The organism is Sphingomonas sp. 67-41 (assembly GCF_001899725.1).
GTDB lineage: Bacteria > Pseudomonadota > Alphaproteobacteria > Sphingomonadales > Sphingomonadaceae > Sphingomonas > Sphingomonas leidyi.
Map to the genome: position 1 here is coordinate 187,591 of NZ_MKWJ01000032.1, position 26,372 is coordinate 213,962.

Here is a 26,372-nt window from a genome sequence, read left to right on the forward strand (position 1 = left end):
GAATAGCCCCGGCATGGGAGACGTAAGAAAGGGTCAGGCAGGCCTGGGACGTCTTGCCGAATTGTGCATGACGACGATCTTCCAGCTGTCGCCGACCTTCCTCAGCACGCTCGTCGTCACGCCCACCCGCTCCGCGGCTTCCCCGGACTTGGGCTCAATGCGGAATCGGTAGGTTTCGGTTGCGAGCGCGACTGGCCCCTCGAACCTGACGCTCACCTTGTAATCCGAGAACTTGAACGATTTGAACTCGGCCAGCTCCGGACCGAGATGATGGGCGAGATAGTTGGCGTAGGTGCCTTCCGAGCCTCCGGTCTCGAATATTTGCGAGTCCGGGACGAACAGAATCTCGGTGCCGCTTGCATCCAGCTTCTCGATCGCAGCCATGTACCGCGCCAGCACACCTTGCACGGCCTGAACGTCGGTGGGGCGGCCGACAGGTTGCTCGGCTGCGGAAGCAAGCGGCATCGCCAGGGACGTGGCCGCTATCATCATGAGTCCCGCACGCATTTCTTTCTCCTTATCGATTCGGGTCGTCCGTCGGTATCTTGTCTAGAAGGCGAGATGACGCAGGCCGCCGTGCATGAACGTCGCGCCCAAAAAGCCCTGGATCGCGATCGCGGCCACCATGATTCCCAACAGCGAAAAGAACAAGGTCCGCGAGCGCTCGGGCGACTTGCGAGAGGCGGTAGCGAGATAGACGAGGATGAATCCGAAGATCGCAATGCCTGTCCCCAGCCACCGGTGTGTCATCAGAACCGGGTTGCGGTCGGTCAGATAGAAGCCGCCTGCGAACCATCCGAGAAATGCGGCGGCGATCGCGCCTGCCGAGCCCACGATGAGCATGATGTAGGCGGCATGCTGATAATCGCGCTTCCCGCGCCAAAGTCCGAACACCTCCACGGCAAAGGCTCCGATGAACATGGCGATGGGGAAGTGGATCACCATGGTGTGGAGTCGCCCGAGCCAACTCACCAGCCGCTCGCCAAATGTCTTGTTCGCACTGCCTGCTTCATCATGCCCGTGGTCCATGTCCGTGTCGGAGGGCGCATTCATGCTGCCCATCTCCATGTGACCGTTCGAGGCATCCGCATTCTGTGGAGCAGGCGCGACCGCATTCGCGGGCCCCGGCCCGGCTCCAAGCGCTTCATGATCGTTATGGCCCAGTGCCGGCGATCCCATCGCGAGACCGGCCAGCGCGACCGCGAGGACAAAAATGCGCCTGGTATTGCTCATCGGAATCTACCCCTTCCCAACCCATGCCCTCAATACGCAGGGCGGTCGCGCAGCCCTCATTTCCTGTTGGGCGTGCGGCAAGGACAATGCCGCCTCTCGCTCAGCGCCCGGCAAGAATCCCGCGGGCGGCCCGTCGTACCGTGTTGGTCCTGCTCTCGGTTGCCCGCGAGAATAGCCAGGCGGCGCCAACTGTCGTGAGGAGCACCAATGCCGCGAGCCCGATCGAGGAAGAATTCGGTGCGAAACGCTGCGCGCCGACGAATAGTCCGGCCGCAAAGGCCATGATCGGAAAATGGATCGCGTAGAGCGAGAAGCTCGCCCCGGCGCCATAGGCCGCCAGGGCGGCAATGCCCCGGAAGGGCGCAGGATTGGCGAGGAGCAACGCCAGCAGGAAGGCGCTGAAGCCTGCCGCGAGCATCGGATCTTCGTAGCTGAAGTCCCCGGTGCGTCCCCAGACCAGGATGATGGAGAACAGCATCGCTGCCGGCAGCAGAAGCCGCCTTGCCAGCGAAGTGACGCGCGCGCCCTTTTGCCGGAGCCTTGCCTCCAGAAAGAAAAGCAAGGAGCCGCAGCTCCAGGAGATGAACCCGAACATCAACTCGGGCGCCAGCAGGGCAAGCACCAATGCAATCAACGCGGCGGACAGTCTGCGCCGCCGGTACGTCAGAAAGATCGCCGGAAACCAGATATAGTACCAAAATTCGTACGCGAGGCTCCAAAGCGGCCCGTTCGACCCGAAGGGGCGCGCCAGAATGCCCTGGAGAAACAGCAGATTCCCGAGAAGCACATCGGGAGCGAGGTTGGCAGCGACGTCCGTCTTGAGCACATAGGTATCCGTTTCGCCGAGATGCGTCGGTGAGTGCATCAGATAGAGTGCGGCGGCATCCAGTGCGCCACCTATCGCCAGCGCGGGGATGAGAACGACGAGGAGCCTGCTGAGCCGGTCGATCAGATAGCCGCTCCACCTCCACCCTGCCTCAGCGCGACCGATCACGCTCTTCGATATCCAATAGCCGCTGAGCACGAAGAACATCACGACGCCGGGATGCGCGAAGCCCGCAGCGAAATAGAGGATATTGACCCCTGTATCCGCCGTCGGCTGATAATCCCGGATGAACAATGCCCAGACATGGCCAAATGCGACCGCGAGCGCGAGCATGAAGCGAAAGGCGTCCATGTAGGCGTAAGCGGCAACCGGAGCGCCGGTATCGGCCGATTTCGCCGGGCTTGTTTGCCGCTCGTCCGGCGTCATGCCCGAACTGCGCGACGAAACGCTTCGGCCATGTCCGGGGTGCCGCGCGCCGACGTGCGCAGACACCAGGCCCACCGCAGAGTCCGCGAATGAGTCGCTGCCGGAATGAAGCCATGTCGCGCCATTACGAACAATACGCAGGCGACGCATGCACCCCTCACTGCTCCTCGAATTTCCAGCTCGAGGTCAAGGGGCGGGTGGGCTCACGTCATCTTCGCCGTATCGGCTGCAACTGTCCCGCGGCCGGCACGGCCCCTCCGGCGCCGCCAGCGAGTTGTGCTTCCCGAGCGTGGGCCGGACGAAGGCGGTGGGGGAAATGCCTTGCCGATGCGTATTATGGGACAAGGGCGGAAGTGGAGCGGATATATGAAGGTTGCGAGCCCGGCGGGCTTGCTCAGAGCACCCTTCTCTCGATCGCGGCGCGCCGGTTCGGGAGGGACTGCACTAAGGCGGTTCGCCGCGACCAAGGCCAATCGGTAAGATCTGATACTCGTTGTCGGTGGGTTGGGGCATGGATCGGGCACCCTCTCCGTTGATGTCCGGAAAACAAGGCCTACCCCTTGACCCTGACACGATGTCAAACCCTAGATCGAGTCGAGGAGGAGAAGAGCCGTGACTGATTCGAAACATGGGACGCATTCGGGTGGGCATGGCGGCAGCGCTGGTCATGCCGGCCATGGTCCAGCCGGTCCGCTAGCGACCGAGGCAAAGGATCCGGTTTGTGGGATGACCGTCGATCCTGAGCGGACGGCGCACCATGCTTCCCATGCGGGACACGACTTTCATTTTTGCAGCGCAGGCTGCCGGGTGAAGTTCCTCGCCGACCCCGAACGCTATCTGGGCGATCGCCAGGAGCCGGCTGCGGAAACTGCGCCAGGCACGATCTGGACCTGCCCGATGCACCCCGAGATCCGCCAGGACCATCCCGGCGCCTGCCCGATCTGCGGCATGGCGCTCGAACCGGAGATCGCGACCGCCGACGCTGGCCCGAGCGCCGAGCTCGTCGATATGACGCGCCGCTTCTGGATCGGGGTCGCGCTCACCATCCCCGTGTTCGTCCTCGAGATGGGCGGCCATCTCTTTCCTGCCCTCCATCATCTCGTCTCCGAACGCGCGTCGACCTGGCTTCAGTTCCTGCTGGCGACGCCGGTGGTGCTGTGGGGCGGCTGGCCGTTCTTCGAGCGCGGCTGGGCATCGCTCCGGACGCGCAACCTCAACATGTTCACACTGATCGCAATGGGGACGGGCGTCGCCTGGACGTACAGCGTGGTCGCCACCGTCGCCCCCGGGATATTCCCCGCGGCGTTCCGCGGCGAAGGCGGCACCGTCGCGGTCTATTTCGAGGCGGCGGCGGTGATCACCGTGCTCGTGCTGCTGGGCCAGGTCCTCGAGTTGCGCGCGCGCGAACGCACTTCCGGCGCGATCAAGGCGTTGCTCAACCTCGCGCCCAAGACCGCGCGGCGGATCGCCGCGGACGGGCGCGACGAGGAAGTGTCGCTCGAGCTGATCGCGGTCGGCGACCGGCTGCGCGTCCGGCCCGGCGAGAAGGTGCCGATCGACGGCGTCATCGAGGAAGGCCGTTCCGCAATCGACGAATCGATGGTGACTGGCGAGTCGATGCCCGTTGCCAAGGAAGCCGGCGGCATGGTGATCGGCGGCACGCTCAACCAGAGCGGCGCGCTGGTGATCCGCGCCGAGAAGATCGGCCGCGACACGATGCTCGCGCGGATCGTCCAGATGGTCGCCGAGGCGCAGCGCTCGCGCGCGCCGATCCAGCGGCTCGCCGACCAGGTGGCTGGGTGGTTCGTCCCCGCGGTGCTGCTCGTGGCGGTGGCAGCGTTCGTCGCCTGGGGTATCTGGGGCCCCGAGCCGCGGCTCGCGCACGGCCTGATCGCGGCGGTCGCCGTGCTCATCATCGCCTGCCCCTGCGCGCTCGGCCTCGCGACGCCGATGTCGATCATGGTGGGCGTCGGACGCGGCGCGGGCCTGGGCGTGCTGATCAAGAATGCCGAGGCGCTCGAACGGCTGGAGAAGGTCGACACGCTGATCGTCGACAAGACGGGGACGCTTACCGAAGGCAAGCCCTCGGTAACCCGCATCGTGACCGCCGAGGGCGCGGACGAGGCCGAGGTGCTGCGGCTCGCCGCCGCGGTCGAGCGCGCCTCCGAGCATCCGCTCGCGCTTGCGGTAGTCGCGGCCGCCGAGGAGCGTGGCATCGCGATTCCCGCGGTCGCGGATTTCGAAGCCCCGACCGGCAAGGGCGCGGTCGGGACCGTAGAAGGCAGGCGAGTCACGCTCGGCAATGCCCGCATCATGCGCGAGAGCGGCATCGAGCTGGGCGCGATGGAGGAAGCCGCCGACGAACTGCGCCGCGACGGCGCGACCGCGATCTATATCGGCCTCGACGACCGCGTCGCCGGCGTGCTCGCGATCGCCGATCCGATCAAGGCGACCACCGCCGACGCGCTCGCGTCGCTTCGTGCCGCGGGAATCAAGGTCGTCATGCTCACCGGCGACAACCGGACGACCGCCGAGGCGGTCGCGCGCGAGCTCGGGATCGACTCGGTCGAGGCCGAGGTTCTGCCCGATCAGAAGAGCGCGGTGGTCGAGCGGCTCAAGCGTGACGGGCATGTCGTGGCGATGGCCGGCGACGGCGTGAACGACGCGCCCGCGCTTGCCGCCGCCGATGTCGGCATCGCCATGGGCTCGGGAACCGACGTGGCGATCGAGAGCGCCGGCGTGACCTTGCTCAAGGGCGACCTTGGCGGGATCGTCCGCGCGCGGCGGCTGAGCCGGGCGACCATGTCCAACATCCGCCAGAACCTGTTCTTCGCCTTCGTCTACAACGCGGCGGGCGTGCCGATCGCCGCCGGCCTGCTCTATCCCTTCTTCGGCATCCTCCTGTCGCCGATCATCGCGGCGGCGGCGATGGCGCTGTCGTCGGTGAGCGTGGTCGGCAATGCGCTCCGCCTCAATCGGGTAGAGCTGTGAACATCGGCCAGGCATCGACTGCGAGCGGCGTCTCGCAGCGGATGATCCGCCACTATGAGAAGATCGGTCTGATCCCGACCCCGCCGCGGCGCGACAGCGGCTACCGGGACTATTCCGACGCCGACGTCCATCGCCTTCGCTTCATCGCCAACGCGCGCGATCTCGGATTTCCGATTGAGGAGATCCAGATGCTGCTTGCACTATGGAGCGATCGCGGCCGATCGAGCGCGGAGGTCAAGGCGTTGGCCACCGCGCGCGCGGCGGAGCTCGAACGCAAGGCGGCGCTGCTCGAGGCAATGCGCCGGACACTCGTTGACCTGGCCGAACGCTGCCATGGCGACGCGCGCCCGGATTGCCCTATCCTCGAAAGCCTGGCCCGCCGCTAGCCGCAGCCTTGTGGGTGTCGCTTGTGCGCGCCGGCGGCGCCGGCGCGAAGCCGTCTCGTCTCCTTGCGGGCTACAAGCAGGAAGAGCCGCCGACGCCGCTCAAAGCGGGCATCGAGGATTACTGTCGATCCGCGTGGAAAGCCGGGGTGACCTTGAATAGCTTGATCGTTCCGGTCGGAGTGCCGAAGGCGCAGCTCGCGTTGACCGCAGCGCCTGCGACTTCCGCCAAGATGCTCTCGAGCATGCCGTCGGCATTGGGCTGGGTATCCGCGATGCCATCGAGCAGTTGGACCGTGCAGCGAAAGGCCAGCCGCGCGAGGCCGGTCTGGCGTGCATAATCGGCAATGTGCAGTTCGCCGCCGGATCGCAACGCGGCGGCCATCGCGGCGATGCCGGCGCGCTTGCCCGCGGGCGGCACCTGATGGAACACCAGGCTCGAAACTGCCTTGTCGACCGTTTGCGGTTGGGCAGAGAGCGCGCTCGCCATGCCTTGTCGCCAGTCGATGCTGACGCCGGCACGATCCGCTTTTTCGGCGGCGAGCTTCAGCGCGCGGGGGTCGGGGTCGATTCCGATGATATGGGCTTCCGGCGCGCGCCGCTTGAGCGCGATCGCCAATGTGCCGGTTCCGCAACCGACATCGACAATCGTCTCCCCTGGCTGGGCTGCGACCTGTTCAAGCAGCGCGGCGCGCCACCGATGCTCGCGCGTCAGCAAGGCGAGCGCGGAATCATAAAGTCCGGTCAGCGCATGCCAGCCAAGCGCCGGCGTATATTTGTCAGCTTCCATGCACCTGCTCCGCGAGAGAATGTCCCTTAATCTGCCGCAATACCGAGTCCTTCCGCCCATGGCGAACACGCGCCGTCCCCGTACGCGCGTAACGCCCTATCTAACCTTCTCTTTGTCAGGATGCCGGCGGGCTGCGCCCCCGTCATTAATGAAGCATTGATGTACGGTGGATGCAAAGTCTGCGCATTCCGCGAACCTATGGGCGTGGCCGGTCAGCTATGACGCGAGCCTCGAGGTTCCCCGCATGCGCCGCCTGGCTGGTACCTCGATGAAGCGGAAGGTGAGGCCCGCCGCTGCGACCAGCAACATTAGCAGCAGCGCCATCCATGCCAGCCGCGCAGGGATCAACCAGCCGGCAGGCAGCAGCGGTTCGAGTTTCGGCCAGAAAAGGCCTGCCGAGAGGAGAATGGGGAAGTTGAGCAGATAGATCGAATAGGAGATGTCGCCCAGCCACTGGGCCAGCCGCCCCCGGGTCGCGCGCCCGACGAGTCCGCCGTCGGAAGCCGTCGATACGACGAGGAGGACGAAGGCGGGAATGAGGAACACGTCGTGCAAGCCCGATACCAGAACGGCGCCTATGGCAAGGAGAGCTGCCGACTGCGCGGCGATCAGCCAAGCGGGGGCTATCGGGTAAGTGCGGTGGATGTTCTGCAAGACGGTCCCGAGCGCGAAGCCGGCCAGGCAGCGCAGCAGCGCCACGGGCGTGAGTATGTCGAGATTTGCGTAATTCAAGAGAATGAAGAGATAGATCGCCACGGATATCACCGCGAGGCACAGCATCGTCGCCCGTGGTCGCCGCGCGAGCATCCCGGCAATCGGGACGAACAGGATATAAATGTGCATCTCCGCGCTAACCGACCAGCTGGGGATATTCCAGCTCATCGTCGCGTCGCGACTCCATATCTGAACAAGCGCCGCCTGGAGTCCGAGATCACCGATGTCCCGCCAGGTCACCGGACTCCAGTGGGGCGACCAGCCGAGCAGCCGGTAGAGTCCTTCCATGCCAAGCACCAGCGCTCCCAGGTACAGGAGCGCAAACAGGTGAAGGGGAAGGATGCGCGCAACGCGCGCCAACAGGAATTTCCGAATTGGAGACCAGGACAAGCCCGCGAGCCGCGTCTGGTAGGTAAGGCTTATGACAAAACCGCTCAGTATGAAAAACAGATCGACCCAGACGTAGCCCCGCTTGACCAAGCCCTCAGCCAAACCGAGCGGGACCCCGTACGCATTCTCCAATTGAAGGTGATAGGCAAAGACGCCGATCGCGGCGAATCCCCGGATCGCATTGTGCGACTGAATATAGCTTCTCGACGCGGTGCCGAGATGCCCCGGTGCCATGAGCGCCATCACCGCCTTGCTCCCGCCGGCCCGGCCGCTGCCGAATTGCGCCGCAGCGGGATTGCGTGAAGTCGACTGGCGTCCATCGTCGCCCCCCAAATGTCGGCGCCGCTCGGACCGCACCGACTGCTTCTGGGTGTTAGTACGCACCGGGAGGCTCCATCCCTCGCGTGCGGCTCGGTCCGCAGCAAGACGGCGCCGGCCGGCCGGACGAGCCGGGCGCGACGCCCCTCGCCTCGGGCGCCATCACCGGTCGGAAGCTGTGGGCTGTGCAGCCCCAAGCCAAGACATTACCTGGATGCAGGATGATATGCTGCAATCGGAGTACCGGCACGCTACGATGCAGAACCATCGCGCGTGCCAGAAACGGAATCGGGTTCGATGCCACAAATTGACGTCTCTTCGATCGATCTAACGCGGGAACTGATCCGCCGCTGGCGCGACGATCCCGGCGCGACATATCGAAGCTGGTTTCTTTGGGACGAGCGCCTGAAGAATTTCAGGTCGATCCGGCGAGGTCTCGCGCAGGTGGTTGCGGAGATCCACGCCGGCAGCTTCGGCGTCGCCTATCGCGGATCGTCGCTTGAGACCGTCGTTCATTCGGTCGCCGAGCAACGGCAGATCTTCAAAGGGGCCGACCACGCCTTCTTGTGGAAGCCCAAGCTCCGCATTCCCGACATCTACGAGAATCCCGTCAACCAGCGCGCATTCGGTCAGCTGCTCGAAAATTGCTCATGCTGCGATAGCGCCGACGAGGTCATCGCGCATATTCGAGCGATCGATCGTCTCAAGATCAAAGGTCTGGGGCCGGCCGTCGCCAACCTGTTGTATTTTCTGCACCCCACACTGATACCGCCATTCAATACCGCGATCGTCAACGGCTACAACGCGCTGACCGGCGCCAGAGTGAAGCTCGGGTCCTGGGATCATTTCCTGGCGATGCGCGCCGGCATTCTCGATTTGAACGACCGCCATCGCGACCTACTCTCCAACGATCTCGGCGCAATCGGCGGGTTGCTCTTCGACATCGGATCAGGCCGGTATCCCGCGCCTCCGCCGGACGACGGCGCCGCCGGCATGGATTGGCTGTCGCGCCTGGAGGAGGCACGGGACGAGGCGCGCAAGCTCGACAAGGTCGCGTCCGCGCAAAACGAGACCGATCGTACGCACGCCGAGATCCAAGCCTGGCTGCGCGATCTCGGGCTGTCGCTCGGCTATGATGTCTGGATCGCGGCAAACGATCGCGGAAGGCTTCACGAGGGCGTACCGCTCGGGCGAGGCTGCCTCGAGCATCTTCCGGATACCATTGCGACCGCGACGGGGGCCGACTCGATCCGGTTGATCGACGTCTTGTGGCTGGATCGAACGCACGCAGGCGTGGCGGCCGCATTTGAAGTGGAACATTCGACATCGATCTATTCGGGCATCGTGCGGATGCTCGACCTCGCGCTTTCCGGCAGCGATCTTCATGCGGCGGCCGGCCTATTTCTGGTCGCGCCCGACGCACGCGAAGCAGATGTGCGCGCGCAGTTGCGCAGGCCAGCATTCAGCCGCGTGGCAGATCTGGACTTTTCCTATTTGCCCTATAGCGAACTGGAGAAGAACAAGGACGCGATTGCGCGCTTCGGATCGGGCTTGAAAGCGATCAAGGCGATCTCCAACCGACTAGCGTAAGGTGCGGTTTCCTTGTGCGCGGAAGCAGTGAGAGTTCCGCGACGCTTCGGTCCGTGAGGGATCGCGCGCGTGCGTGCGTATTAAGCGGTTGAGAAGCCGACGCGCTCGCGCGCAACGCCGCCTACGCCTGGCCACACGCCCGAGCACATCTGCCTGCTGGTAAGCGACCGCACACGCGCTGACGAACCCTGGTTCGTGCTGACCGGTCATACGCTGATGGTCGGCGATCTCGGCCGGACGGAACTCGCGATCAGCGCCGAACAAGGCGCAATGGATCTGTTTCAGAGCACCCGTCGGCTCAGGGCCCTGCCGGACCATGTCGAGGTGCTCCCCGGTGCTTATGCCGGCTCCGTCTGTGGCCGGCGTCTGAGCGGCAAGCCCTGGTCCACCATCGGGTTCGAGAAGCGTCACAATGAGGCTTTCCGGATCGAGGATGAGGTCGAGTTCATCCGCTTCATGCTCGCCGAGATTCCGCCGGCTCCGCCCGAGGCCGCTGCGTTTCGGGCGGCCAATTCCGCCTTGGCTGCGGCGGCGGCTTGATCCATGGACAAAGCGGCATCGGTTCCAGGCAGGGCGGGTCTACCCGTCAGGCTCGGCCTCAGGGAGAACTGGCCACAATTCGCGCTGCTCGTGGTGATCAACGCCTTTGTCGGCGGCATGATCGGAATCGAACGAACGGTCGTGCCGCTCATCGGCTCCGAGGAGTTCGGCATCGTCTCGACGACCCTGGTCGTCTCCTTCATCGTCAGCTTCGGCGTCGTCAAGGCGTTCGCCAATCTCGTCTCCGGCCAGCTCGCCGATGCCTGGGGGCGCAAGCGCGTTCTCGTGCTGGGCTGGCTGTTCGGTCTGCCGGTGCCGTTCATGATCATCTGGGCGCCGAGCTGGGAATGGGTCATTGCCGCCAACGCGCTTCTCGGCATTAATCAGGGGCTCGCCTGGTCGATGACGGTGATCATGAAGGTTGATCTCGTCGGACCAAAGTCGCGCGGCCTCGCGGTCGGCCTCAACGAGTTCGCCGGCTATCTCGCTGTCGGCGTGACCGCATTCCTCACCGGCTATCTGGCCGCGCAATACGGGCTGAGGCCGGTGCCGATCTATCTCGGCATCGGCTATGCGGTCCTCGGCGCTGTACTGTCGATCCTGCTCGTGCGCGACACGCGGGACCACGTCCGGCTGGAGGCTTCATCCCACCCACAGGCTCCTCCAATCAGCTTCCGCGAGATCTTTGCGCTTACCTCGTTCCGCGACCGCAATCTGTTTGCTGCCTCGCAGGCCGGGCTCGTAAACAATCTCAACGACGGCATGAGCTGGGGCATCTTCCCGCTATTCTTCGCTTCTTTCGGTCTCGGCATCGAGCGCATCGGCATCCTCAAGGCGGTCTATCCGGCGACCTGGGGCATCCTGCAGATCGCCACTGGTCCCTTGAGTGACAGATGGGGCCGCAAGGGATTGATCGTCGCCGGCATGTGGGTCCAGGCCGCCGGCCTGTTCCTGACCGCGGCGACGCACCGGTTCGAGTGGTGGCTCGTCGGCAGCCTCCTGCTCGGCATCGGCACGGCCATGGTCTACCCGAGCCTGATCGCTGCCGTCTCCGACGCCTCGCACCCGACCTGGCGCGCCCGTTCGCTCAGCGTCTACCGGTTCTGGCGGGATCTCGGCTACGCCATCGGCGCGCTCGCCGCGGGTCTCATCGCCGATCGCTTTGGGCTGTCGTGGGCGATCGCTTCGATAGCTGCCCTGACATTTCTGTCAGGCGCCGTGGTCGCCATCGTAATGCAGGAAATAGGGAAGCCCCCGAGTCAACCGATCGCACCCGAGGTCGCCCAGCGGGAACGACAGGAGGTCTCAGATGGGATCGATCTATCTCGACTATAACGCAAGCACGCCGATTGATCCGGCAGTAGTGGCAGCCATGCGGCCGCTTCTGGAAGAATCCTTTGGCAATCCATCCAGCGGACATTGGGCGAGTACGCCGGCAAAGGCCGCCCTGGAGAACGCCCGGGGCCAGGTAGCGACATTGCTCGGCTGTGCATCCAATGAAATCGTGTTCACGAGCGGCGGTAGCGAGGCCAATAACCTCGCGATCAAAGGCATGTTCTTCGCGCTCGGCCACAAGGGCGAGCACATCATCACCACCGCGGTCGAGCACCCGGCCATACTCGCGCCCTGCCGGTTTCTCGAACGGCTCGGCGCGAAAGTGACCTATCTGCCCGTCGACTCGACGGGCCGCGTCGATCCCGAGGCCGTGCGCCGTGCCATCACCCCGCGCACCATCCTGATCAGCGTCATGCACGCCAACAACGAGGTCGGCACGATCCAGCCGATTGCACAGATAGGCGCTATTGCGAGAGAGCACGGCATCCGCTTTCACACCGACGCCGCACAATCGGTCGGCAAGGTTCCGGCCAGGGTCGATGCGCTTGGCGTCGATCTACTGACGATCGCTGGCCATAAGCTCTACGCACCCAAGGGTGTCGGCGCGCTTTATATCCGCCGTGATGTCGCGCTTGAGCCTCTGATCCATGGCGCAGGGCACGAGCAAGGGAGGCGTGCTGGAACGGAGAGTGCCTTGCTTGCCGTCGGTCTCGGTGCGGCCTGCGAGCTGGCCATGGACATGGAGCCGATGATCCGCGTCGGCGTGTTGCGCGATCGCTTTTGGAACGAACTGAGGGAGGGTCGTGGCGATCGCGTCATACTGAACGGCCAAGGCCCGCCACCGGCTCATCCTGCGGCAGTTCGACAATCTCGGCTTCGTGTCGACTTATGTCGAGGATCCCGCCGCGAGCCGTCCGGGCCATCTGGTCCTGACGTCCGAAAGTCTCGAGAATGTGCCCGCCGGCTGGAAGGCGCGCTACACCTATGATTTCCTTGGGCCCGACGAATATCAGGAGCGCTTCGAGCTCGATCCCGACGGCAAGGGATTCCAGCCTTACACGTTCAACCGCTTCCTGCGCGGCCAGGCGAAGTAAGGTCTCGAGCCGTTGGGTGGAGTGATCGACTCAGAGTGGACCCAGGCTCCCGTCAAGCCGTAGCGCTGCTGCCGCCAAACCGAATGCGCGTGAAGGTGCGGCTGAAATGGGCAGAGTCGGCAAATCCCGCGTGATGCGCGATTCCGTCCAGGCTTCGGCCTCCTAGGTGGCCTGAGGTTACGATCACCGGAACCGATGGAAATCTCGCCCGAACGGCCTGGGCCAGAGCAATGCCGTCGATCGACAGCACCGACTGGACGCGCCACAAGAAAGCGGCGCCGTTCAAGCGCAACGATGCGATCCTGTCGGTGCTGCCAATCGGCGCCATCATTTTTTCGGGTACGGGAATCCAGGAGAATTTTGCCGACGGCGCGGATAATGGGCATCCGCCCGATGGACTTTCGAGGCTGGCATGGAAGCTAGTATCGTCGGACATTCCTGCAGCGCCGCCGTTCGCGCCCATGTGTTGGTCAGCACCCCGGTCGCGCGGCACGACCGAATGTCGCCCGTCCAGGCGATCAATCTGGCGCATGCCCCGCCTGACCACCGGCCTCGTTCAGCAGCGTCGAAATCGCCGTGACGATCTGCGCCGCGGCGAACGGCTTTTGTATGAACATGCTACCCGGCACGCCCTGTGATAGCCATTCATCGCCGCTGTCGGCGCTCACATAGACGACGCATATCTCGGGGTGCAGTTCACGCGCATGGCGGGCAATGTCCCATCCTGTCAGATCGCCGCCAAGTCTGACATCGGTGACGATTTCAGCAAATTCCTGCGCGGGATTTTCGAGGAATTCGATCGCCTCCAGGCCGGTCGTGGCCGACGCTATCTTGTAACCCCCATCACTGAGCACCTCTTCCACCAGCAGCCGAATGATCGTCTCATCCTCAACGACCAGCAACTGGTTCCCCGGCATCAGATTATCCCCGTTTCCGCAATAACCTTGGGCAAGGCACTCAGTTCCGGTGCGACGTGTCGGGTCGCATCCCCACCACATTGTGCGACCTGTCCCTGGGGGTCGCCGAGCGTCGCCGTTCCGCTTTCCGGGAGAATTGGCGGTTATTGGGCACGCGCGGCGCCCACCCAGACGCCTCCCCTAACGTCCGCAACCCCGGGCAGCTGCCCTCACCGGAATGCGGAGATAGGAGACACCGTTGCTGTCGGCCTTGGGAAATGTTCCCGCGCGGATGTTAACCTGAATCGAGGGCAGCAGCAATTTCGGCACGGACAGCGTGGCATCACGCGCCTCGCGCATCGCAACGAATGCGTCTTCGCTAACCCCGTCATGGACGTGGACGCTACTGCGGCGCTGCTCGCCGACTGTCGTCTCCCAGCGATAGTCGTCGCGGCCCGGCGCCTTATAGTCGTGGCACAGGAACAACCGCGTCTCTTCCGGCAGCGCGAGCACCCGCCGGATCGAACGGAATAGCTGGCGCGCGTCCCCACCGGGAAAGTCCGCACGCGCAGTACCATAATCGGGCATGAATAGCGTATCGCCGACGAACGCGGCATCGCCGATCCTGTAGGCAATGTCGGCCGGGGTGTGACCCGGCACGTGCAATACCTCGACCTCCATCTCCCCGATCAGAAACCGCTCGCCGTCGCTAAACAGCTGGTCGAAATCGGATCCATCGGTGCGCAGGTCCTCCAGCGCGAAGACCGGGCGGAATATCTTCTGAACATCGCGGATATGTTCGCCGATGCCGATCACGGCACCTGTCCTGGCCTTGATATAGGGCGCGGCGGAAAGATGGTCGGCATGGGCGTGCGTCTCCAGCACCATGACGATCCGCCATTCATGCGCGGCGGCGAACGCCAGGATGCGTTCCGCCGAGCGCGTATCCGCCTCGCCGCTCGCCAGGTCGAAATCGAGGACTGGGTCGATGACAGCAGCGTCGCGGGTTGCGGGATCGGCGACGAGATAGCTGATGGTGTTGGTTGGCTCGTCGAAGAACGCCTCGATCATGGGCTGGGCGGGCATTGGAAATCTCCTGTGTCGCTTGACAATATATTAGAGGTCATTAAATTAGCAATACCTAATATAAGGAAGCGGCGATGCTCAAACCTCCGATGGATCTTGGCACCTTCGAGGCGAAGGCGGGCGAGGTATCGAACCTGCTCAAGGCGATGGGGAATGGCCGTCGCCTGATGGTCCTGTGCAAGCTCGTCGAGCATGGCGAGATGACGGTCGGCGACCTGGCGCGTGAAATTGCATTGTCGCAATCGGCGCTGTCGCAACATCTCGCGAAGATGCGCGACGAAGGCCTCGTCGCCTTCCGTCGCGAAAGCCAGACGCTCTGGTACCGGATCGCCGATCCCCGCACCGAGGCGCTGCTCTCCACCCTCTACCATCTCTATTGCAAGGAAGCCTGATCCATGACGCCTGTCTCGCTCAACCCCGCCGACGCGCAGCGGCTTGTCGCCGCCGGCGCCACGCTCGTCGATATCCGCGATGCCGACGAACATGCGCGCGAGCATATCCCGGGCGCGCTCAACGTACCGCTGGTCGCGATCGCGGATATGCGCCCCCCGTCCGGCCCGGTCATATTTCACTGCCGTTCGGGCATGCGCACGGCGGCCAACGCCGGCCAATTGGCCGATGCCGCGGGCGCTCCCTGCTACATTCTGGCGGGCGGAATCGACGCCTGGCGCGCGGGCGGCCTGCCCACCGCGCTCGATCGACGCCGGCCGCTCGAAATCATGCGGCAGGTCCAGCTTGTCGCCGGCGGGCTGGTGTTGCTCGGCGTCATCCTCGGGTTCCTCGTCGCGCCGGCCTTTTTCGGGTTATCGGCTTTTGTCGGCGCGGGCCTGACTCTAGCGGGCGCTACCGGCTGGTGCGGGATGGCGACACTGCTGCGCCGGCTGCCGTGGAACCGCTCGGCTCCGGCCGTTTGAGCCGGCCATGACACTCGCCCAAGTCCTGCTCGCGCTCGCGTCCGGCGGCATCATTGGCGTCGTACTCGGGCTGGTGGGCGGCGGCGGTTCGATCCTCGCGGTCCCGCTTCTCGTCTATCTCGTCGGGCTAGGATCTCCCCATGCTGCGATCGGAACCGCCGCGGTGGCGGTCACCGCCAACGCGTTCGCGAGCCTCATCGGCCATGCGCGCGCTGGCAAGGTGAAGTGGCGCTGCGCCGCCGTTTTCGCGGCGGCTGGGGTTGTCGGCGCGACGATCGGTGCCGAGCTCGGCAAGGCATTCGACGGGCAGCGGCTGCTGATGCTGTTCGGCCTGTTGATGATCGGCGTCGGCCTCTCGATGCTGCGAAAGCGCGGCAAGGGCGAGGCGCCGGATGTTCGCCTCACCCGCGAAACCGCATCGGTGCTGCTGTCGCGCCTGGTGCCGATTGGCCTCGGCGTCGGGCTTGCCGCGGGCTTCTTCGGGATCGGAGGCGGATTCCTCATCGTTCCCGGCCTCATCGCCGCGACGGCGATGCCGCTGAGCTTCGCCGTCGGCACCTCGCTGGTGGTCGTCACGGCGCTTGGGCTCACGACCGCGACTTCCTATGCGCTTTCGGGCTATGTCGACTGGCCGCTCGCGGCGCTTCTCGTTTTCGGCGGGATCGCGGGCGCCTTTGCCGGAATCTGGCTGGGCGCCAGGCTCGCCACGCGCAAAGGCCTGCTCGAGCGCGTTTTCGCGCTCATCGTGGTGGTAGTGGGTGGCTATGTGGCGCTGAAGGGTATCTGACGCATCCTACTTGTGATGCTGGCGATATGCCAATGGCGTGACGCCATGGCATTTGGCCATTGCCCTGCGAAGTCGCGTTGCCGTCCCAAGACCAGACCGGAGCGCGACTTCTTCAAGCGGCAGCGCCGTTGACGCCAGAAGGTCCGACGCGAGTTTCGTGCGCTGCGCGGTCAGGAATGCGTAGGGACTTGTGCCTGTCGTAGCGGCGAACGCGCGCGCGAAGTGGAACCTGCTCAGCCCTACCGCATGTGCCAGGTCTCCCAGGGAAATGTCGCCGGTCATGTTCGCGGCGATATAGTCTGTCGCGAGATTGAGTTGCGCCGCGGACAGGCGGGTCGGACGGTCGGCGACCGCCTGGGGGCGCAAGAAGCTCTGCACCTCGCATGCCGCGACGATTGCGAGCTGTTCGAGAGGCATGCGTCCCTCATGCCCCTCGCGTAGCAGCTTCGTCATTTTCCGCATCGTCAGGGATACTGCCCGGTCCCGGCCATAAAGGACGGGTTGGAGCCGCGTCGTCTCGAATTGCCGTCCCAGTTCGGGCGCCAACAACTCCGGTGAAAAATAGAGTGCGATGAACGAGTGCCGCCCCGTCAGCGGCTTTGACCAGCCCTCGATTCTGGCCGAGGGCGGCAGCAGCGTCAGCGTGTCGCGCAAGTCGAGACGCTCGCTTCGCTGTCCGTCGCTAATCCGAGCCTCGGCCGCTTCAAGCTGGATGTCATGCAGCGCGAGATACCAGCTATCGCCTTCACGCGCGTAATCGAACGGCGCGCTCTCCTGAAATTCGAAATGCTCGACGGCGAAGCCGTCGAACGCTCGTGAGATGGATGGAGTCGCTTGAGCGGTCGTGAACTCGAGGTCAGTCTTGAGCGGCATATCTTCATCCGATTTTTGCTGCGACCTTACAAATATTGCTGTACGGGCGCGACCAAGAAATATCGGGACGCCCGGGGGATCGTGTGACAGGCTGGAATTCCATCGCATCGAGGTACGATGTGCAAACTGCCCCCTTACCCGTGGAAGCGGTACAGCGAGCACGAGAGCTTATCCTGTCCTACGGGCGAAGGGCGCCGCAACATATGGTCGATCAAATCCAGTCCGCGGTGCGAAGAGGAGACGACAAGGCGGCGATCGAAGCAGATGCGGTGCTGCGGGCCATCGATGGGGAAATCTGGCGATTTGGCAACGAACATGCCGACGCCATTCAGTCCGGCGCGAGCAAATTCCTTGAACCCGAGGCCGGCGCCGCAAGCGGGTAAGGCAAACCTAGCGAAGCGATCGGGGAGCAGCGGACTCCTGCCCGCCGCCTGGATAAGGAATCGACGTGACCTGTACCGTCATCTGGTTAAGCGGAAACACTGTCGTGGAAACGAGTTTCCACGACGAATTCCTCACCGCTGTCCGGCACGCCAAGGAGCAATTTCCGATCAAGATGAGTCGGCTGGGCGTGACTGCCGCGGAAGTCAGGGACGAGAACGACAAGTGTCTGTTGCGCCACGCGATGCCGGCGGAACCGGATGGCCCGGAGCCGCCAAAGCGCCGCCGGCTGAGCCTGAGACGGTAACCATCTCCGCGCGGGCGCGGAGCGGAGCCTTCTCGCTCGTCGTGTTCGCGGCCGGACATGGTTAATTCGCTCTCAACCAATCATCCGTAGAGCGGGCGGGCAACGGAGAAAATCATGCTTCACTATATCGTTTCGGCCCTGCGCAACACACGCGGCGCGACCGCCATCGAATACGGCTTGATCGCAGCCCTGATCGCGGTGGCTGCGATCGCGGCGATGCAGGGGCTTGGGAATCAGCTCAAGAAAACCTTCGGCAATGTTTCTTCGAACATGAAGGCAAGTTAACCGAATTCATCCGGGGGGGCGTTTGCGGCCATAGCGTGACCGCTCGGACAAAAGCACGAGCGCTATGGCCGCGGGTGTCACCAACCGAAAATTCTTAACGAGGCAATGCGGTGGGGAATACGATCTTACTGCTGCTCGTCGAGGATAACCCTCTCATCGCGGAATTGATGAAGGCTGCCTTGGCCGATCGCGGATATGACGTGATCTGGTCGGGGGGCGGTATGGAGGCTCTTGGGATGCTCGATGACCGAGTTGCCGAAATCGCTGGACTCATAACCGACATCCGTTTGGGCGAAGGCCCAAGCGGCTGGAAGGTCGCCCACCATGGAAGAGAGCTTAGGCCCGAGCTACCGGTCGTGTACATGACTGGCGATAGTGCTGGAGACTGGACCGCCAGGGGCGTTCCGAACAGCGTCCTGTTGCAGAAGCCTTTCGCGCCGGCGCAACTGGTCACCGCGATCTCGACCTTGCTCATCAACGTCGATAGCCGTCCGGGCAGTACGGCCTGACCGATTGACCGCCTCCGTGATGCGCGACTCAGGAAGCAATTCGCGCATCACGATTTGGGCCAGTGCCGGTGGAGGCCGTCGATCACGAAATCATGCCCACCGTCCGCGCCATGAGCCTCTCTCAGATGCGGATGCCCGGCGGGCAGGTCCGCATGCAGGTGTGGCACGGCATCGGGATCTCGCTTTGGCCAGAGCAACAGCGCCGCCCCTACGCCGATCGCCGCGAGCAGCGCGGTGCCGCCAAAGGCGGCGGTCATGCCGACCTTCGCGCCGAGCTGACCCGCCAACGGATAGGCGATCAGCCAGCAGACATGGCTCAGCGCGAACTGTGCGGCGAACAGCGCCGGGCGATCGTCGGCGCTGGCCGAGCGGCGCAGCAGCCTGCCGCCGGGTGTCACGCTCATCGAATAGGCGATGCCGAGCACGACCCAGCCGGCGAGCACCAGGTGCCAATAGGCGGGGCCGGTCACTGCGGTCGAAAAGGCGGTCAGTGCGCCGAGCCCGAGGACCAGCACCGCCGAGGCGCAGACCATCACCAGACGGTCCGGGATCCGGTCGAGGATGCGCGGCAGCGTGAACGCCGCGAGCATCGAGCCGCCGCCGAACGCCGCCAGCGTCAGCGCCACCTCGCGCTGGCCCAGGCCCAGCCCGCGGACGATGACGACGGTGTTGACGATGACCATCGCGCTTGCCGCCGCCGCTGCGAGCGTGACTGCGAGCAGGCCGCGCATCCGCGGGGTCTTGAGGTAGATGCGGATGCCGCGCGTGGTCTTCTCGTAGATGCCCCCTTCGCGCGGCTTCGCCATTGCCCTGGGCAGACCCGATGTCACGACCAGCGCGGCGGATGCGAGGAAGCCGATGGCGGTCCCCGAGAACAGCCAGTGGAAATTGATCAGCGTCAGCAGCGCCGCCGCGAGAATCGGGCTGGTCAGGCTCTCCATGTCATAGGCCAGTCGCGACAGCGACAGCGCCCGGGTATAGTCCGCTTCGTCCGGCAGCACGTCCGGGATCGTCGCCTGAAAGGTCGGCGTGAACGCGGCCGACGCAGACTGCAGCACGAAGATCAGGACATAGACCTGCCAAATCTCGGTCACGAAGGGCAGGAACAGCGCGACGCCTGCGCGAACCAGGTCGAGCGCGACCAGCAATGCCTTGCGCGGCACCCGGTCGGCAAAGGCGCCGGCGATTGGCGCGACGCCGATATAGGCGATCATCTTGATCGCCAGCGCGGTCCCCAGCACCGCGCCCGCATCACCGCCTGCGATGTCGTAGGCGAGCAGTCCCAGCGCCACGGTCGCGAGCCCCGTACCGATCAGCGCGATCACCTGCGCGAGGAACAGGTGCCGATAGGTTCGATTGGCGAGGACGCGGAGCATGGCCCGCGCATATCCCCCAGGGGGGATATGTCAATGCCTCGACAAAAGCCGCTTTCGGCGCGAAGAACGCGAGATGAGCGAGCACAAGCATTCGAGCCATCCGGCGATCGTCAAGCGGCTCAACCGTGCCGCGGGACATCTGCGCAGCGTCGTTACGATGATCGAGGACGGGCGGGCCTGTATCGACCTTGCCCAACAGCTCGACGCGGTGGAAAAGGCCGTGGCCAGCGCCAAGCGTGCGTTGATCAACGATCACATCGATCATTGCCTCAGCCACGCCGCCGATGAAGGGGGTGCGGCCAGGGCGATCGAGGAGTTCCGGGCAATCTCGAGATATCTCTAGGGTCGCCGCCGTGTCAGCGGCACAGAATGGAATCGTGGCGAGCATAAGCGCTCGACCGGGCGTGAACGCGGAATCGGAGAATGCTGGTGAGGGACGGATCGCTCGACGATGTGGTGGCGGTCTGGATGGACCGGATCGTCGAGGAGCATTGGAGCCGCAATCCCGGCGACAACGAGGCCGCGGTTTATTTCGCGATGCTCAAGCACAGCGTGAACGGACTGCTTTCGACCCATGACCGGTTCAAGCCTAATACCGATTACCGGAAAGCGGTGGGAGAAGTTCTGCGCATCGTGCGGGATCGTCTCGGGCCGCCTGACGGCGAGGCGGAAGCTGAGCCCGATTGGCCCGAGCCCGAGATCGCGGAGCTCCAGGCCCCCGCCGAAGGCGCGGCGCAACCGCCGGCGGGCAAGCATGCCCGCTATTGGGAAAGCGACTCCTGGCGCAAGGATTTCTATACCAGCTTCAGCCGCTGGTTCTGGGACATGAAGGATTACGCGATTCCCGCCGGACGGCGAAAGATGGACTTCCTTTGGGACGTCGGCGAGGTCTGGATCGCGGCGGGTGCAGCGGCCCTGGTCTATTATGCCAAGGACGACCGTCCCCGCTGGAAAGCGGTGGCGGAGATGATGCGCGAATGCGCCGACATGGTCGAGAAGGACGGGCTGCGCTCGCTCCCCTGGGGCAGGTGGGGCCGCCATGCTCCAGCCAATCACGAGCCCAAGGCCTGACGCTCAGCGCCGCTTTGGCATCAGGCTCAGAATGAAGGCCAGGTCCTGGGAGCTGTGACAGCGGTCGATCGGCCGGCTGCCCTGAAGTTTCGGATGCGCCGAATTGAGGAAGAGCTCCGCCAGCTGCTCGGTGGGAAAGGCCCGCTTTGCCGCCTCCGACAGCTGGCCACGAAGCCGGCTGGCCTCGCGCTCGGCCGCGATCCGCTTGCGGCGCGCGTCGCTGTCCCTGGCCAATTGCCGCTCCAGCCGAAGCAGTGCGTCATCGCTTTCGCGAGCGAACGCCGCAAAGCTGGTGTCGGTGCCTGCAACCTTTTGAGCCAGCCAGGCCGTCGCCTCGCCTTCCAGCATCTGTCCGGCCTGCAGGCGAATGGATCGCTGTCGCTCCGATGCCGCCGCTTCCAGCTTGGCCGCCTTGTCGGCCTCGGCCGCAGCAATGGCCTCCTGGTTGCACAGGCGGATCGCCGCGAGGGGCAAACCGCATAGATCGTCCACCACCTTTGGCGCGTAGCCGGACACCATCGTCTCGAGCCGCGCGATCCGGGCGAGCAAATCGCCATACGCATCGCCGCCCGCTTCGATCAGCTGGGACGGCGACATGCCGCTGCTGCGATAGGTCGCCGCCCAATGCAAGTAGGCTGTCTCAACGTCCTCGACGTCTGTTGCCCTGAGCAGCTTCTTCACGCGCCGTTGCAACTCGGACCGGCGATGCAGCAGGCCTTGAAGCTCGGGCTCGACATAGAAACACTGGTCCTCGCGGCTCCAGAATACTGCCTCGCCCTTTGCCGTCAGCTCCGCGAGATAGTGCCAGACCGCGGCATCCGGGCTGCCATAGCTCTCCTTGCTGAACCCGGCCTCGGCCAGGCGCTTCACCGGATACGCGGCGAGGTCCGTTCGGATCATCCAGTCCGGCAGCATCGACGACAGATCGCGCTCGTTCGGAAAATCGCCTTTGACCTTGAGCGTCGCGCCTGGCGAATATTGCTCGCTCGGCTTGATCACCACGGCGAACAGCGCCTCGGCCTGCCAATCCTTGGCCGGAACGGTGAACCAGTGACCGCCCTCCACCTCGATCCCGATCAAGGCCTCGAGGCCGGTTCGCCGAACAGCCGCCATTGCCTCGGCTTTCCAGCCGTCGGGCACGCTGGCCCGGCGCCGGCGAAGAATATGCCCCTTGAGCCGCCCGCCGCGTTCGGCCTTCTCCTTCGCGACGGCGGCGTCGAGCCTGCGCCTGGCGGCTGCGGCCTTGCGGTGATGGATCCATGTGCGGGGCGCCGTGTGCAGGATCGCGGCGTCGAGCGCATCGCCGTCCATCTGCCCGGCCTTCAGCCCGGACAAGTCGATCTCGACCATCGAAATATCGTGATCGCGCACCTTGGCGCGCTTCTCGCGATCGACCGCATGGTTGACCAGAAATTCGACCGCCAGCTCGAACTCCTGATAGCGCACCAGCGCGTCGGGCTGGAACGTGCCGATCCTGTGCTCAGGCGACACGGCGTCGAAGGCATAGGTCCCGGCCTCGAACACCAATTGGCGGACCCGTTCCTCTTCAAGGACCAGCGCGGGAAGCGTCAGCGTCCTCGCTGCCGTCAGCAGTTCCTTCGCGTAGCGATGAAGCGCGGTCTCGCCGGTGCACAGCGAGTCCGGCCGGTGCGCGAAATGCCGGCGCTTGTCGACCGGCTGGCGAAGGTTCAGCAGCTCGCCGCAGTCCAGGCAATGGAAGGGCCCCTGTCTCGCGCCGGCGACTGCGGAGACGTGGCGCGCCACCCCGTCGCCGCACCGCGCGAACGGCACCTTGAGCAGGCCCTGGCCGATGGGCTGCGCGATCCGTCCGGCGGCGCACGGCCGGCGGGGCCGCGGGGCCAGCAACATGGAGTCAAAGCGATCCAGGTCGGACAAAGTGTGCGCCTCGCGCCGGTACCGCGCGAGGGTGCGCTGTGCCGGGACCGAACTGTGCCCTTGGTCGACCTGCCCTTCAAGTCTGCCGGATGGGGTTGTGCGCACGCCCTCGCGTGCCCCTTGTTCGAATACGGCCCGTGGCGGCAGGGTGGTCACTGGACACTGGCGATCGGACGCTCGAAACGGGGGCGAAAGGAATCGGCGTTGGCGTTTATCGACGAGCTTGTTGAGGGTGGCGGGAATTTCGTGTTCACGCGGACCGAAGGTGGTGCGTCACTGGCTCCTGCCAGCGATCGCGAGACTGACCTGGCCTCGTTCCAGAACTTGGTTCGCCGGGTGCGCGCCAATGAAGGTGACGGCTATGCGATCCATCTCGAACATGTTTCGTCGGACCGTCCGGGCAAGCTCGTCGATCTGATGATCCTGACGATCGAGGACGCCGACTAGCCGGGGGCAAAGGCAGTGACAAACTATCGGCGACAGATCGACGACGCCTGGGAGTGCCTCGGCATGGGCGAGACCGAGCACGCCGTCGTGCTGGCCCGCGCCATCCTGAATCATCGCCCCGAAGTGATCGATGCCTATGTCGTGCTGGCGGCGGCTACGGAGGTCCCGGCGGAAGCGATCGCGCTATTGAAGGAAGCTGTCTGCGTCGCTGCGGCGTTCGAGAAAGGTGAGTGCAGTCAAGCTGTCGCCTACGACCTGCACGCGCATGTGCGTGCGCTCGGCAATCTGGCCCGACTGCTCTGGGAGGCGGCGCGGCCAGGCAACCGCGAGGAAGCGCTGCGCCATGCAAGGCGCGCCCTGCGGCTCGATCCAAACGACCGCGCCGGAACGCGATTGCTGTTGATGGGGTGGGAAGCCTCGGCCGGCAATTGGCCGGCCGCGCGCCGGATCGCGCGCCGGTATCGCGATGAGTATCGGACCGAGGTTCGATACTGGCTGGCGCTCCATGCGTTCCGCGACGGCGCGCCCGAAGCCGACGCATTGCTCGACAAGGCGATCGCCGGCAATCCGCACGTCGTCGCCGCGCTGAACCGGCGCCTGGTGTCGATCCGCCTCCCGACCGCATCCTATTCCTTCGGGTCGCCCGATGAAGCGGCGATCTACGCAGCCAATGCGCAGGATGGCTGGACTGCTACCCCGGGCGCGCTGAAATGGCTGGCCTCGCGCGGAGGCTAGCGGTTCGCCGACGCGATTCAAATCATGCCCGTCGGCCGAACGCCGCCGCTTCGGCGATATAGCCGCGATAGGCATAGTTGATCAGGTCGCGCACCAGCTCGAGCAGCCCGCCGGTCGGGAACCCATCGAATGGGTCGCCATGCGCGAGCAGGTTGCGCCGCTCGGCCAGGGTCGGGTGAGTCTCGCCGGTGAGCTGGCCGAGCGCGCTGCCGCCGCAGCGAACCGACATCGGGATCTGGGCGTCGGTCAGGCCGTCGGCCTGAACCATGTGCAGGAGCAAGGTCGAGAAGCTGCGCTTTCGCTTGGAGATCGCCCCGCCGTACCGATCCATCAGCGCAAGCTCGAGGGCGATGAGCGCGGCTAGTTCGCCCGCCTTGATCAGGTTGAAGTCGATCCAGCCGAGCAGATAGAGCCGCTGCGCGCGATCGAACTTGGCCTGCACGATGTCGGGGATGTGAGGGTCGATGCCGAGCCCGGCGATGAAGTCGCGCCACTGGGCGCCCGTCTCGAACGACAGAAAGCCGCCCGGATTACCGTCGGCCGGCCAGGGAAGCAGCAGCGGCTCTCGCTGAAATTGCGCGACGATGTCGGCCGGGTCGGTCATCAGGGATAACCGGCCGAACCGGCGGCGCGCCTCGCGGTCAGCAGGGGTTTCAGGAAATCGTGCATCCAGGCCGGCAGCGTCGATAGCCCGTCGCGCAGGTCGTTGCGAACCTTGGTGGCGTTGGGGCCGCTGTGCAGCAGGTCGTCGAGCCGCTGCCTGAGATCGTCCAGGCCGTCGGGATCGCCGAGCGTATCGCGCAGCCAGTGCAGCGCCTGCACGATCCGCATGGCGGGCCTGCCCGCCCAGTAGAGCTTGCTCGCCGCGGTCGGCTTGAACGTGATGATCATGTTGCCGAGATGGATCGAGCGCAGCCGGGCGTCGGTATGCACCACGATCTTCGAGGGCACCGCATTGGTGAGGCCCAGATCGTTCGCGGCAGTCATCCCGTCGACCAGCACCCGGATTTGGTCGCGGCGCGCGATCGCGTCGATCACCTCGCGCGGATCGGGCGCGGTGGGCTGGCGCGTCAGGCTGTTGATGCCGGGCTTGTCGTACAGGCCCCGGTCGATGCGGCGCAGGTCGCCGGCGTTGACCAGGCGCTGCAGGACCTTGTCGACCGCGTCCCTTGTGCCGAGATCGAGAAAATCGATGGGTGTCCACACCGCACGCGGCTTCGCCTTGGCGATGTGCCGCACGATTTGCGTCTTGAGGTCGGGCGTGTCCATGTCCGAAATTTGCCTACATATTTCGGACACGCTTATAGTCGATTGTCCGAAAAACAACAACAAATTTCGGACAGACTCACCTTGGCTCCTCCGGCCATGGCGGTGCTGGCACAACCGATGCCTTGTACGGCCTGCTGCTCGCCCCGTGGGAGGACTGTCATGGTGTTAGCTTCGTGGAGGCGTCGACAACACGCTTCCACCTCTATCGGCATAGGTCAGCCAATCGGGAATGGATGCAACGGCCGGAAAGACGATCCTCGGCCGTTCAGCTATGCCTTCAGCCGCAGCAGCCGCTGCCCTTGCCCTCGACTTGGATCGGTGGGCACGGCACGGTGCCATAGGAGCAGAACACGCAGCAGTCTCCCGGCTTGGGCTTCAGCAGCGTGCCGCAGCCCGTGCAGTCGTAGAAGAACTGGCAGGCGTTGGTCGGCATCGTCTCGGTCGCCTGATGGCCGCAGTGCGGACAGGTGAGTGTGGAACGCAATTCAATGGCGGCATCAGACATAGCGATAGCCGAGATAGAGCAACACCGCGCCGATGAGCAGCCCGATGAGCGTGACGATCCTTATCGCTGGCGGCGTGCAGACCCCGTCCGGCCCGCAACGGGAGGCCGCGATCTGTTGGCGGAGGAGCAGCAGCGCGCCCGTCAGCAGGCACAGCGCGCCGATGGCGAGAAGCGGGGTGCGATAGGGCGCTGCCGCCATGCCAATACCGCCCAGCCACGCGGCTCCAATGCCTGCTGAGGCGAGCAGAAACGGCAACGCGCAGCAGGCGGCGACCCCGAACGCCGCTGCGATCCCGCCCAGCGCAAGCGAAGCGGCGGCGATGCCAGTGGGTCGACGAGTTGATGGTCGGGGCATGACGACTCCTTGCGGCGGATATGGACTCGCCCTAGCGTCTGTAGCCGCTA

At 64.8% G+C, this 26,372-nt stretch carries 33 protein-coding genes; 18 read left to right on the forward strand and 15 right to left on the reverse strand.

Features of this window, described 5'->3' with window-relative positions; translation table 11 throughout:
- Positions 1–33: 33 nt before the first annotated feature.
- From BGP17_RS23140 to BGP17_RS23150, 3 genes are all read right to left on the reverse strand, one after another.
- Entirely contained in the window at positions 34–507 is a 474-nt protein-coding gene (locus BGP17_RS23140) for a YybH family protein (protein WP_286713824.1), read from the reverse strand.
- Positions 508–549: 42 nt separating this feature from the next.
- The gene (locus BGP17_RS23145; RefSeq protein ID WP_286713825.1) at positions 550–1,233 is read right to left on the reverse strand and encodes a DUF2231 domain-containing protein; all 684 of its coding nucleotides are present in this window, start codon (positions 1,231–1,233) and stop codon (positions 550–552) included.
- A 100-nt stretch (positions 1,234–1,333) separates the two neighbouring features.
- Positions 1,334–2,635 carry an acyltransferase family protein gene (locus BGP17_RS23150; RefSeq protein ID WP_286713826.1) on the reverse strand — a complete coding sequence of 434 codons (1,302 nt, stop codon included), beginning with the start codon at positions 2,633–2,635 and terminating at the stop codon, positions 1,334–1,336.
- A 576-nt stretch (positions 2,636–3,211) separates the two neighbouring features.
- Here BGP17_RS23150 and BGP17_RS23155 point away from each other — a divergent pair.
- Both BGP17_RS23155 and cueR read left to right on the forward strand, forming a co-directional pair.
- Entirely contained in the window at positions 3,212–5,476 is a 2,265-nt protein-coding gene (locus BGP17_RS23155; RefSeq protein WP_286713827.1) for a heavy metal translocating P-type ATPase, read from the forward strand.
- Positions 5,473–5,862, forward strand: a complete 390-nt coding sequence (cueR, locus tag BGP17_RS23160) for a Cu(I)-responsive transcriptional regulator (protein WP_286713828.1) — start codon at positions 5,473–5,475, stop codon at positions 5,860–5,862. Before BGP17_RS23155 ends, cueR begins: the two co-directional genes overlap by 4 nt.
- Before the next feature lie 118 nt (positions 5,863–5,980).
- Here the strand turns inward: cueR and BGP17_RS23165 are convergent, their stop codons facing one another.
- Together BGP17_RS23165 and BGP17_RS23170 are read right to left on the reverse strand one after the other, a co-directional pair.
- Positions 5,981–6,577: a class I SAM-dependent methyltransferase gene (locus tag BGP17_RS23165; protein WP_286713829.1), complete on the reverse strand. Its 597-nt coding sequence runs from the start codon at positions 6,575–6,577 to the stop codon at positions 5,981–5,983.
- Positions 6,578–6,865: 288 nt separating this feature from the next.
- Positions 6,866–8,137: an acyltransferase family protein gene (locus BGP17_RS23170; protein WP_286713831.1), complete on the reverse strand. Its 1,272-nt coding sequence runs from the start codon at positions 8,135–8,137 to the stop codon at positions 6,866–6,868.
- A 231-nt stretch (positions 8,138–8,368) separates the two neighbouring features.
- On the opposite strand from BGP17_RS23170, the gene BGP17_RS23175 reads away from it, so the two are divergent.
- From BGP17_RS23175 to BGP17_RS23195, 5 genes are all read left to right on the forward strand, one after another.
- A complete protein-coding gene (locus BGP17_RS23175) occupies positions 8,369–9,661 on the forward strand; it encodes a type II restriction enzyme NmeDI-related protein (protein ID WP_286713875.1) in 1,293 nt (430 codons plus the stop codon).
- 195 nt (positions 9,662–9,856) lie between these two features.
- Positions 9,857–10,201, forward strand: a complete 345-nt coding sequence (locus tag BGP17_RS23180; RefSeq protein ID WP_286713832.1) for an MBL fold metallo-hydrolase — start codon at positions 9,857–9,859, stop codon at positions 10,199–10,201.
- A gap of 3 nt (positions 10,202–10,204) precedes the next feature.
- Positions 10,205–11,536: an MFS transporter gene (locus BGP17_RS23185; protein WP_286713833.1), complete on the forward strand. Its 1,332-nt coding sequence runs from the start codon at positions 10,205–10,207 to the stop codon at positions 11,534–11,536.
- Complete coding sequence (locus BGP17_RS23190) at positions 11,511–12,524, forward strand: cysteine desulfurase family protein (RefSeq protein WP_286713834.1); 1,014 nt, start codon at positions 11,511–11,513, stop codon at positions 12,522–12,524. Before BGP17_RS23185 ends, BGP17_RS23190 begins: the two co-directional genes overlap by 26 nt.
- Positions 12,490–12,630, forward strand: a complete 141-nt coding sequence (locus tag BGP17_RS23195; RefSeq protein WP_286713835.1) for a hypothetical protein — start codon at positions 12,490–12,492, stop codon at positions 12,628–12,630. The genes BGP17_RS23190 and BGP17_RS23195 overlap by 35 nt, the downstream gene beginning before the upstream one ends.
- A gap of 52 nt (positions 12,631–12,682) precedes the next feature.
- On the opposite strand, the gene BGP17_RS23200 is transcribed toward BGP17_RS23195, so the two are convergent.
- The 3 genes from BGP17_RS23200 to BGP17_RS23210 form a co-directional block, all read right to left on the reverse strand.
- On the reverse strand, positions 12,683–13,162 hold the full coding sequence (locus BGP17_RS23200) for a response regulator (RefSeq protein WP_286713876.1): 480 nt from the start codon (positions 13,160–13,162) through the stop codon (positions 12,683–12,685).
- Positions 13,149–13,547, reverse strand: coding sequence for a response regulator (locus BGP17_RS23205; RefSeq protein WP_286713836.1), 399 nt, complete (start codon positions 13,545–13,547; stop codon positions 13,149–13,151). The genes BGP17_RS23200 and BGP17_RS23205 overlap by 14 nt, the downstream gene beginning before the upstream one ends.
- Before the next feature lie 180 nt (positions 13,548–13,727).
- A complete protein-coding gene (locus tag BGP17_RS23210) occupies positions 13,728–14,612 on the reverse strand; it encodes an MBL fold metallo-hydrolase (protein ID WP_286713837.1) in 885 nt (294 codons plus the stop codon).
- Between the two features lie 74 nt (positions 14,613–14,686).
- On the opposite strand from BGP17_RS23210, the gene BGP17_RS23215 reads away from it, so the two are divergent.
- Genes BGP17_RS23215 through BGP17_RS23225 form a run of 3 tightly spaced genes read left to right on the forward strand, consistent with a single transcriptional unit; the run spans position 14,687 to position 16,313 of the window.
- The gene (locus BGP17_RS23215) at positions 14,687–15,004 is read left to right on the forward strand and encodes an ArsR/SmtB family transcription factor (RefSeq protein WP_286713838.1); all 318 of its coding nucleotides are present in this window, start codon (positions 14,687–14,689) and stop codon (positions 15,002–15,004) included.
- A gap of 3 nt (positions 15,005–15,007) precedes the next feature.
- On the forward strand, positions 15,008–15,526 hold the full coding sequence (locus tag BGP17_RS23220) for a rhodanese family protein (protein WP_286713839.1): 519 nt from the start codon (positions 15,008–15,010) through the stop codon (positions 15,524–15,526).
- 7 nt (positions 15,527–15,533) lie between these two features.
- Positions 15,534–16,313: a sulfite exporter TauE/SafE family protein gene (locus BGP17_RS23225; RefSeq protein WP_286713840.1), complete on the forward strand. Its 780-nt coding sequence runs from the start codon at positions 15,534–15,536 to the stop codon at positions 16,311–16,313.
- Between the two features lie 6 nt (positions 16,314–16,319).
- On the opposite strand, the gene BGP17_RS23230 is transcribed toward BGP17_RS23225, so the two are convergent.
- Positions 16,320–17,186 (reverse strand): helix-turn-helix domain-containing protein, encoded by an 867-nt coding sequence (locus BGP17_RS23230; RefSeq protein ID WP_286713841.1) that lies wholly within the window; start codon positions 17,184–17,186, stop codon positions 16,320–16,322.
- A gap of 203 nt (positions 17,187–17,389) precedes the next feature.
- Here BGP17_RS23230 and BGP17_RS23235 point away from each other — a divergent pair, with 203 nt between their 5' ends.
- From BGP17_RS23235 to BGP17_RS23250, 4 genes are all read left to right on the forward strand, one after another.
- Entirely contained in the window at positions 17,390–17,569 is a 180-nt protein-coding gene (locus BGP17_RS23235; protein WP_286713843.1) for a hypothetical protein, read from the forward strand.
- 65 nt (positions 17,570–17,634) lie between these two features.
- A complete protein-coding gene (locus BGP17_RS23240; RefSeq protein ID WP_286713845.1) occupies positions 17,635–17,874 on the forward strand; it encodes a hypothetical protein in 240 nt (79 codons plus the stop codon).
- A gap of 114 nt (positions 17,875–17,988) precedes the next feature.
- Positions 17,989–18,159, forward strand: a complete 171-nt coding sequence (locus BGP17_RS23245) for a Flp family type IVb pilin (protein ID WP_286713846.1) — start codon at positions 17,989–17,991, stop codon at positions 18,157–18,159.
- A 110-nt stretch (positions 18,160–18,269) separates the two neighbouring features.
- Complete coding sequence (locus BGP17_RS23250; protein ID WP_286713847.1) at positions 18,270–18,668, forward strand: response regulator; 399 nt, start codon at positions 18,270–18,272, stop codon at positions 18,666–18,668.
- A 47-nt stretch (positions 18,669–18,715) separates the two neighbouring features.
- Here the strand turns inward: BGP17_RS23250 and BGP17_RS23255 are convergent, their stop codons facing one another.
- A complete protein-coding gene (locus BGP17_RS23255; protein ID WP_286713848.1) occupies positions 18,716–20,044 on the reverse strand; it encodes an MFS transporter in 1,329 nt (442 codons plus the stop codon).
- Between the two features lie 73 nt (positions 20,045–20,117).
- Here BGP17_RS23255 and BGP17_RS23260 point away from each other — a divergent pair, with 73 nt between their 5' ends.
- Positions 20,118–20,387 (forward strand): metal-sensing transcriptional repressor, encoded by a 270-nt coding sequence (locus tag BGP17_RS23260; protein ID WP_286713850.1) that lies wholly within the window; start codon positions 20,118–20,120, stop codon positions 20,385–20,387.
- Positions 20,388–20,473: 86 nt separating this feature from the next.
- Positions 20,474–21,115, forward strand: a complete 642-nt coding sequence (locus BGP17_RS23265) for a hypothetical protein (protein ID WP_286713851.1) — start codon at positions 20,474–20,476, stop codon at positions 21,113–21,115.
- A gap of 3 nt (positions 21,116–21,118) precedes the next feature.
- Here BGP17_RS23265 and BGP17_RS23270 read toward each other — a convergent pair whose 3' ends face one another.
- Entirely contained in the window at positions 21,119–23,167 is a 2,049-nt protein-coding gene (locus tag BGP17_RS23270) for a competence protein CoiA family protein (protein WP_286713853.1), read from the reverse strand.
- A 48-nt stretch (positions 23,168–23,215) separates the two neighbouring features.
- On the opposite strand from BGP17_RS23270, the gene BGP17_RS23275 reads away from it, so the two are divergent.
- Together BGP17_RS23275 and BGP17_RS23280 are read left to right on the forward strand one after the other, a co-directional pair.
- Positions 23,216–23,458: a hypothetical protein gene (locus BGP17_RS23275; protein ID WP_286713855.1), complete on the forward strand. Its 243-nt coding sequence runs from the start codon at positions 23,216–23,218 to the stop codon at positions 23,456–23,458.
- Between the two features lie 15 nt (positions 23,459–23,473).
- Positions 23,474–24,193, forward strand: a complete 720-nt coding sequence (locus BGP17_RS23280; protein WP_286713857.1) for a tetratricopeptide repeat protein — start codon at positions 23,474–23,476, stop codon at positions 24,191–24,193.
- Positions 24,194–24,215: 22 nt separating this feature from the next.
- On the opposite strand, the gene BGP17_RS23285 is transcribed toward BGP17_RS23280, so the two are convergent.
- The 4 genes from BGP17_RS23285 to BGP17_RS23300 form a co-directional block, all read right to left on the reverse strand.
- Positions 24,216–24,797, reverse strand: coding sequence for a hypothetical protein (locus tag BGP17_RS23285; protein ID WP_286713859.1), 582 nt, complete (start codon positions 24,795–24,797; stop codon positions 24,216–24,218).
- Positions 24,797–25,462: a DUF6088 family protein gene (locus BGP17_RS23290; protein ID WP_286713861.1), complete on the reverse strand. Its 666-nt coding sequence runs from the start codon at positions 25,460–25,462 to the stop codon at positions 24,797–24,799. The genes BGP17_RS23285 and BGP17_RS23290 overlap by 1 nt, the downstream gene beginning before the upstream one ends.
- A gap of 277 nt (positions 25,463–25,739) precedes the next feature.
- A complete protein-coding gene (locus BGP17_RS23295) occupies positions 25,740–25,946 on the reverse strand; it encodes a GDCCVxC domain-containing (seleno)protein (protein ID WP_455431360.1) in 207 nt (68 codons plus the stop codon).
- Positions 25,947–25,959: 13 nt separating this feature from the next.
- Positions 25,960–26,322 carry a mercuric reductase gene (locus tag BGP17_RS23300; protein ID WP_286713863.1) on the reverse strand — a complete coding sequence of 121 codons (363 nt, stop codon included), beginning with the start codon at positions 26,320–26,322 and terminating at the stop codon, positions 25,960–25,962.
- Positions 26,323–26,372 lie beyond the last annotated feature (50 nt).

Coding starts and splice junctions, on each gene's coding strand:
- BGP17_RS23140 (WP_286713824.1), bottom strand. CDS start 507: ATGCGTGCGGGACTCATGATGATAGCGGCCACGTCCCTGGCGATGCCG.
- BGP17_RS23145 (WP_286713825.1), bottom strand. CDS start 1,233: ATGAGCAATACCAGGCGCATTTTTGTCCTCGCGGTCGCGCTGGCCGGT.
- BGP17_RS23150 (WP_286713826.1), bottom strand. CDS start 2,635: ATGCGTCGCCTGCGTATTGTTCGTAATGGCGCGACATGGCTTCATTCC.
- BGP17_RS23155 (WP_286713827.1), top strand. CDS start 3,212: ATGACCGTCGATCCTGAGCGGACGGCGCACCATGCTTCCCATGCGGGA.
- BGP17_RS23175 (WP_286713875.1), top strand. CDS start 8,369: ATGCCACAAATTGACGTCTCTTCGATCGATCTAACGCGGGAACTGATC.
- BGP17_RS23185 (WP_286713833.1), top strand. CDS start 10,205: ATGGACAAAGCGGCATCGGTTCCAGGCAGGGCGGGTCTACCCGTCAGG.
- BGP17_RS23190 (WP_286713834.1), top strand. CDS start 11,511: ATGGGATCGATCTATCTCGACTATAACGCAAGCACGCCGATTGATCCG.
- BGP17_RS23200 (WP_286713876.1), bottom strand. CDS start 13,162: ATGCGCCAGATTGATCGCCTGGACGGGCGACATTCGGTCGTGCCGCGC.
- BGP17_RS23205 (WP_286713836.1), bottom strand. CDS start 13,547: ATGCCGGGGAACCAGTTGCTGGTCGTTGAGGATGAGACGATCATTCGG.
- BGP17_RS23210 (WP_286713837.1), bottom strand. CDS start 14,612: ATGCCCGCCCAGCCCATGATCGAGGCGTTCTTCGACGAGCCAACCAAC.
- BGP17_RS23215 (WP_286713838.1), top strand. CDS start 14,687: ATGCTCAAACCTCCGATGGATCTTGGCACCTTCGAGGCGAAGGCGGGC.
- BGP17_RS23220 (WP_286713839.1), top strand. CDS start 15,008: ATGACGCCTGTCTCGCTCAACCCCGCCGACGCGCAGCGGCTTGTCGCC.
- BGP17_RS23225 (WP_286713840.1), top strand. CDS start 15,534: ATGACACTCGCCCAAGTCCTGCTCGCGCTCGCGTCCGGCGGCATCATT.
- BGP17_RS23230 (WP_286713841.1), bottom strand. CDS start 17,186: ATGCCGCTCAAGACTGACCTCGAGTTCACGACCGCTCAAGCGACTCCA.
- BGP17_RS23235 (WP_286713843.1), top strand. CDS start 17,390: ATGGTCGATCAAATCCAGTCCGCGGTGCGAAGAGGAGACGACAAGGCG.
- BGP17_RS23245 (WP_286713846.1), top strand. CDS start 17,989: ATGCTTCACTATATCGTTTCGGCCCTGCGCAACACACGCGGCGCGACC.
- BGP17_RS23255 (WP_286713848.1), bottom strand. CDS start 20,044: ATGCTCCGCGTCCTCGCCAATCGAACCTATCGGCACCTGTTCCTCGCG.
- BGP17_RS23260 (WP_286713850.1), top strand. CDS start 20,118: ATGAGCGAGCACAAGCATTCGAGCCATCCGGCGATCGTCAAGCGGCTC.
- BGP17_RS23285 (WP_286713859.1), bottom strand. CDS start 24,797: ATGACCGACCCGGCCGACATCGTCGCGCAATTTCAGCGAGAGCCGCTG.
- BGP17_RS23290 (WP_286713861.1), bottom strand. CDS start 25,462: ATGGACACGCCCGACCTCAAGACGCAAATCGTGCGGCACATCGCCAAG.
- BGP17_RS23300 (WP_286713863.1), bottom strand. CDS start 26,322: ATGCCCCGACCATCAACTCGTCGACCCACTGGCATCGCCGCCGCTTCG.